Genomic DNA, 6,004 nt, shown 5'->3' with positions numbered 1-6,004 from the left:
AGAACAGGGTAGCGGCAGCCGAGGGTTGGTTTACGATGGACGCCGACGAGCCGCGCCTGCTGGGCACGCGCGGGGTAGACAGCGGCAGCTATTTTTTCCCGCCATCCATGGCCACCTCGGCAAACCCCGCCCACCCGTTTGAGGAGCGCGAGCCGGTCGAGCTCAGCCGCAGGGGGCGCGTGTGGTCGCTGGCCACCAACCACTACCAGCCGCCCGAGCCCTACATGTCGCCCGAACCGTTTGAGCCATACACCGTGCTGGCCGTCGAGCTCGAGGAAGAAAAGATGGTCATCCTGGGCCAGCTCGCCGACGGTGTTGCCCCCGAGACAGTGAAGGTCGGCGACCCCGTAGAGCTGGTGCTGGGCACCCTCTACGAGGACGACGACAACGAGTACCTGGTGTGGAAGTGGCAGCCGGCCACCGGAGGAAAGGGCTGATGTCGCGCGACGTGGCCGTGCTTGGCGTTGGCATGCACCCCTGGGGAAAGTGGGGGCGCAACTTTGTTGAGTACGGCAAGGTGGCTGCCCGCGACGCGCTGGCCGATGCCGGCTTGTCATGGAAAGACATCCAGTTCGTGGCCGGTGCCGATACCATGCGCAACGGCTACCCGGGCTACGTGGCCGGGGCCACCTTTGCCCAGGCGCTGGGTTTTACCGGCAACCAGGCGGCGAGCTGCTACGGCGCCTGCGCCAGCGGTGCCCAGGCCATAGACCTGGCCCGCGCGCAGATACTGTCGGGCAAGTGCGAAGTGGCCCTGGTAATCGGCGCCGACACCACGCCCAAGGGCTTTCTCGCGCCCAACAAGGGTGAGCGCGGCGACGACCCCGACTGGCTGCGCTTTCGCCTGCTGGGCGCCACCAACCCTACCTACTTCGCGTTCTACGCCCGCCGCCGCATGGACCTGTACGGAGCCACCTCGGCTGATTTTGCCAGGGTGAAGGTGAAGAACTCGCGCCACGGGCTCGAGAACCCGCGCGCCCGCTACCGCAAGGAGGTCACCGAAGAGCAGGTGCTGTCCTCACCGCTGGTGAGCGAGCCGCTGCACCTGCTCGAGATCTGTGCCACCAGCGACGGTGGCGCCGCCATGGTGCTCACCAGCATGGATTACGCCCGCCGCATGACCACCGACCCCGTACGCGTGGCGGGAGTTGCTACGATAACGCCCACCTATCCGAACACGGTGATCGAGATGCCCAATTTTTCGACCGATTCGGCGCACGGAGTGCCCCTGCCGGGGCGTAGTTTTCGCGACTCGATCGCGGCGGCGGCATACGAGGACGCGGGCATTGGCCCCGACGAGGTCGACACCGCCGAGGTCTACGATCTGTCGACGGCGCTTGAGCTTGACTGGTACGAAAACCTGGGACTGTGCGCCCCCGGCGAGGCCGAGCGCCTGCTCAACGATGGCGACACCACGCTGGGCGGTCGCGTGCCGGTTAACCCCAGCGGTGGCCTGGCCTGCTTTGGCGAGGCCGTACCGGCCCAGGCCATAGCCCAGGTCTGCGAGCTGACCTGGCAGTTGCGCGGGCAGGCCGATGGCCGCCAGGTGGAGGGTGCACGCGTGGGCGTGAGCGCCAACCAGGGCCTGTTCGGCCACGGATCCTCGGTGGTTGTCAGGATCTAAAACGGACGTAATCGCGTCAGAGGTCTACGAGGTGACATTCCGGTAGCGGGGGGTCGGTGACCTTTACCCAACGCAGCAGCATCATGCCTTCGCTCCGGCCGCCGGCATCGAGCCAGTTGGGCCGCCCCGGATCCTCGGCTGCCACGACCAGCGTCCACCCACCGTCCGCGTCGCGGCGGGCCTGGCGGTCGTTCATCGATATCCTGCGAAAGCGGTAGTCGTAGCTTTCCAGCCAGGGGTTGAGCAGTGTCAGCCCCCAGTAGGTGAACGGTTTCTCCACCGGCGGAATCTTGATTTCCAGCGCTTCGCCAGCCTCGAGCCTGAAACGGCCCCCCATGTAGTGCATGTCGGCGTCGGCGTGGCCACGTATCTGGTCCCGCCCATCGCGCGTGTGTGAGTCTCCCGCAGCGCCGGCCAAGGCGTTGACCAGCAGACCCGATTTCTCGTAGGTCTGTACACACATGTTGACCACGGTGAGCAGGAAGTTTCCCGCGCGTTCGAGCGAGTGCGCAAAGTCATCGGCCCCAAGCCGGGGCGGCTCCACGGGGTCTATAAGCTCCACTGACAAGCACGCGGGTTGCTGGGTCGACCGATCGTGGAAGGTCTCACGAATGGCCAGGTGGGCCGTGTCGGGGGGCAGTTCTATCCAGTTGTCGTCCCGTGGTGATCCGCCCAGCACGATGTCGCAGTCGCCGTCGGCCGTGGCCTCGAACGAATCCAGGTCTCTTTGCACGGTGGTTCCACCGAGTCCTCCGCTGCCGAAAATGTCGCTGCCGAAGGTAAGCCCCACGTAACTCGCCTCCCCGCGGCTGCCGTGCAGGCGGTATCGGCGGGAAGGGTCGAGAACGCAGAAGTGGTAGTTCACGTCCGGGTTGTCACCCATGAGCTTGTTGTACTCGTCCTGGCTGCCGAACAGCGCGGGGTGAAGCGGGTCGCCCCGTTCGACGACCCAGTCGAGTGCAATCCGGCTGATGCGGGTCAGCCAGCGATGCCCCTCGGCGAGGTCTTCTTCACGGTCAGTCGCTGCGGCCCCTCGCATGATGTCAAAGGCCTGGCGCTGGGTTTTTATCCAGCGGTTGAAGGCCTGTTCGAGCTTGTCAGCGTTATCTCTCACCGTGTTTTAATCTAGATTGTTTGCTGACTTGGGGCCAGTGGTTTACCCGCGCAATCATTTGGATTGGAGGCGCCTCTGACCAGAGAACGCGCGGCCATGGGCAAGTACGAAAAGTACGACTGGCTGGCCAGGCCCAGGCTCGGGCTCAACGACATCGACGTTCGTGACCTGATGGAGTTCATACAGCGCAACGCGACAGAGTCCCCCTGTCGTCTGCCTGTGGAGCGATATTCGGCGTCGAGCCGACCGGTGAGTGAGCAGCAGGGGGGGGGATTAGCACCCCGCTGCCCCAGTCTACATAGCAGACGCTATATCTTACTTCCCCATGCATCCCCCTCAGAAAGGGGGGGGGCCAATCTGCATTATTTTGCCGGGCATTTTCTAAAACCGGTAAGGGTTCAAACGTTTTTCTAATGTTTAATACATTCTTAACCCCCGTCCGGGGGGTCAAACGGACGTTAAGTTGAGGGTAACGCAAAAATACCCGTAGGGGGGGGTGACAGGCGCCGCCCAATAGGCGATCTAGAGATACGCTGTTTTGTGGACATAAGTAAGTAGGGCTTTTGAGGCACCACTTCCACATGAACTCAGCTGGGGAGAACGCACATGAGAGGGAAGTCAGCGCACGCGCGTATTTTTGTAGCAGCAGTAGTTTTTTCTTCTGGAATACTAATAGCCACCGCCACGCCGGCATCCGCCAGCAGCTGCGATGTACCCACCGGGGGTACCGCCAGCCCCCTGTTCGGGGCGGGCGAGTTTGACCAGCCCTTTCTAAGGTTCGAGGAGTTCGGCACACAGAAGCTTGGCGAGCCCTGTAGCGACTGCACGATGGCGTTACCCGTCCCTCCGGACACCAGGAGCGCGCCAGACAGCCTGGCGTTGGACGCCTTCCTGGCCCAGGAACTCCACCCGTTTCCTACCCGGGAATGCAACATGGAGGTGAGCAATCCCTGGCAGTCGGTCATCGAGACCATGACCGGCCCGCTCGTGCCCCTGCCGGGCAACGATTTGTCGTCTTACTGCGATGGACGCCCACCGGGAGAAGAGTACGCTCACCAGCGCTGGGACGAGTTCTTCCCCCAGAAGTTTTTCCAAACCGCCCAGGCCTGCTCGCGCCCCAATCTTGGTCTGCGTGACCCGTTGCAGATGCACGGTTTCTCGGAAGAGACCGAGTGGGGACCGTTCGGTCTGTACTTCCGCGGGGTCGAGGATGAAACCGGCGAGCTGCAGGGGTCCTGTGCCGGAATAGACATACGTTTTCATCCGGCCATGCCGGTGCAGGAGGCCCCAACGCTGTGGACCTTTGACGGCACGCTGCCTCCCAAGCTGCTGATGGCCAGGTACGGCGAGTCGATACTGTTTCGACATCACAATACGCTGCCGGTCGAGTTCTCGAACAACCGGGGCTTTGGTAACCATTTCATCTCTACCCACGAGCACAATGGCCACAACCCGGCCGAGAGCGACGGCTACACGCAGTCTTTCTTTCTGCCAGGCCAGTTTTATGACTACCACTGGCCCATGGTGTTGGCGGGGCACGACTCGATAAATACCGATGCGACAGATCCTCGTGCGTCGACTCCCTGTGAACCCCTCGAGGTTATGCTTATCTCCAAGCAGGGGAGGCAGGTGCCGGTTACGTGTCCGGCCGAGGGGTATATCAAGATCCCCGGTGACTGGCGCGAGACCATGAGCACGCACTGGTTCCACGATCACATGCTCGATTACACTGCCCAGAATGTTTACAAGGGCAACGCCGCGATGATGAACTACTACAGCGCCCTGGATCGCGGCAACGAGGCCATCGACGACGGCGTAAACCTGAGGCTGCCAAGCGGCACCCACCTGAGCTGGGGCAATCGCGACTATGATCTGCAGGTCCTGGTGGCGAGCAAGGCCTGGGGGCAGGACACCTCGGACGGCAAAGAAGGCCAGCTCTGGTTTAATATTTTTAACCCGGACGGCTTCGTGGGCGACCGCATGACGGTGAACTGGCTGTACAAGCCCTTCCTCGATGTGCGCGCGCGCAGGTACCGAATGCGAATTCTGAACGGCGACGTGTCGCGCTTCATGCGGATTGCTATCGTAAAGGAGAATGCCGATGGAAGCTACGACCGGGTGCCGTTTCACATGATCGCCAACGACGGCAACATCCTCGAGCACGCGGTGCCTTTTGACGGTAGCATGGATCTCGATCGCGACGGCGAGCTGCAGGATCACAACGGGATACTTCCCACCCAGGCCATAGCCGAACGCTACGACATAGTCGTGGATTTCAGCCGTTACCAGCCGGGCGACAAGCTGTACATGGTCAACGTGCTCGAGCACAAGAACGGAAAGCGTCCGCACCAGGCTATTTCGCTCGCGGAGATACTGGCCGGCGAGTACGACGGCTGCGACTCGGCGGTGGGCAAGTTCATGGAGATACGGGTGCACGAGTACGCGGACACCGACCTGAGCATGGACCCTGCCGACTACGTGAAGGGTAAGAAGGCGATGATCCCGATGCCTCATTTCACCGAAGAAGAGATCGCAAATGCTACCCATCGCACGTTCCGCTTTGGGCGAAGCAACGGAACCGACAAGGCTCCATGGACGATCAAAGCAGACGGCGGCATGGGCTTTGGCATGGATCCTCACCGGGTCACTGCGTCGCCGTCCAAGGGCGATGTCGAGATCTGGCACCTGTCGACCGGCGGTGGCTGGAGTCACAACGTGCACGTGCATTTCGAGGAAGGTCGAATCCTGAAGCGCGATGGCGAGGATCCGCCGGCCTGGGAGGAGTTTAGTCGCAAGGACATCTATCGCATCGGGCGCATGGATGACAGCGGCAGCGATATCGACTTCATCATTCGCTTCAGGGAGTTCTCCGGCTCGTACATGGAGCACTGTCACAACACCCAGCATGAGGATCACGCGATGCTGATGCGGTGGGACATCGACAGTGGCGATCTCAAGCCCATGCTTACGCCCATGCCCGACTGGAACGGCTGCGGTTATGACGAGTCGACATTTATACCCACCGCGTACACGGGGGATACGACGGCGGCGGCTGACTTTTTCAAAGACTCGAGCGCTGGGGATTTCGAAGACATCGACGATCCAGACGAAGAGGATATGCCGAACCCGATAGCGCCGACAACGACGCTGCCCGCGCCGACCACGACCGTGCCTGCGCCGACAACGACCGTGCCTGCGCCGACAACGACGCTGCCCGCGCCGACCACGACCGTGCCCGCGCCGACAACGACCGTGCCTGCGCCGAC

3 protein-coding genes and 1 pseudogene are annotated in these 6,004 nt (G+C 62.2%); 3 read left to right on the top strand and 1 reads right to left on the bottom strand.

Annotated elements, in window-relative coordinates; all coding sequences use genetic code 11:
* The first annotated feature begins 35 nt into the window (after positions 1-35).
* Both EYQ35_02870 and EYQ35_02865 read left to right on the top strand, forming a co-directional pair.
* On the top strand, positions 36-437 hold the full coding sequence (locus EYQ35_02870; GenBank protein HIF63084.1) for a benzoylsuccinyl-CoA thiolase: 402 nt from the start codon (positions 36-38) through the stop codon (positions 435-437).
* Positions 437-1,624: a lipid-transfer protein gene (locus tag EYQ35_02865; GenBank protein ID HIF63083.1), complete on the top strand. Its 1,188-nt coding sequence runs from the start codon at positions 437-439 to the stop codon at positions 1,622-1,624. The genes EYQ35_02870 and EYQ35_02865 overlap by 1 nt, the downstream gene beginning before the upstream one ends.
* Positions 1,625-1,640: 16 nt before the next feature.
* Here the strand turns inward: EYQ35_02865 and EYQ35_02860 are convergent, their stop codons facing one another.
* The gene (locus tag EYQ35_02860; GenBank protein ID HIF63082.1) at positions 1,641-2,738 is read right to left on the bottom strand and encodes a DUF1214 domain-containing protein; all 1,098 of its coding nucleotides are present in this window, start codon (positions 2,736-2,738) and stop codon (positions 1,641-1,643) included.
* Positions 2,739-3,344: 606 nt separating this feature from the next.
* Here EYQ35_02860 and EYQ35_02855 point away from each other — a divergent pair.
* Positions 3,345-5,795: pseudogene (locus tag EYQ35_02855) on the top strand (copper oxidase).
* The last annotated feature ends 209 nt before the right edge of the window (positions 5,796-6,004 follow it).

This window comes from Candidatus Binatota bacterium, from assembly GCA_012960245.1.
Taxonomy (GTDB): Bacteria; Desulfobacterota; Binatia; order UBA1149; family UBA1149; genus UBA1149.
Note: the sequence above shows the minus strand (reverse complement) of the source record. Positions and strands in the feature narration are given on the sequence as shown.

Coding starts and splice junctions, on each gene's coding strand:
- EYQ35_02870 (HIF63084.1), top strand. CDS start 36: ATGGACGCCGACGAGCCGCGCCTGCTGGGCACGCGCGGGGTAGACAGC.
- EYQ35_02865 (HIF63083.1), top strand. CDS start 437: ATGTCGCGCGACGTGGCCGTGCTTGGCGTTGGCATGCACCCCTGGGGA.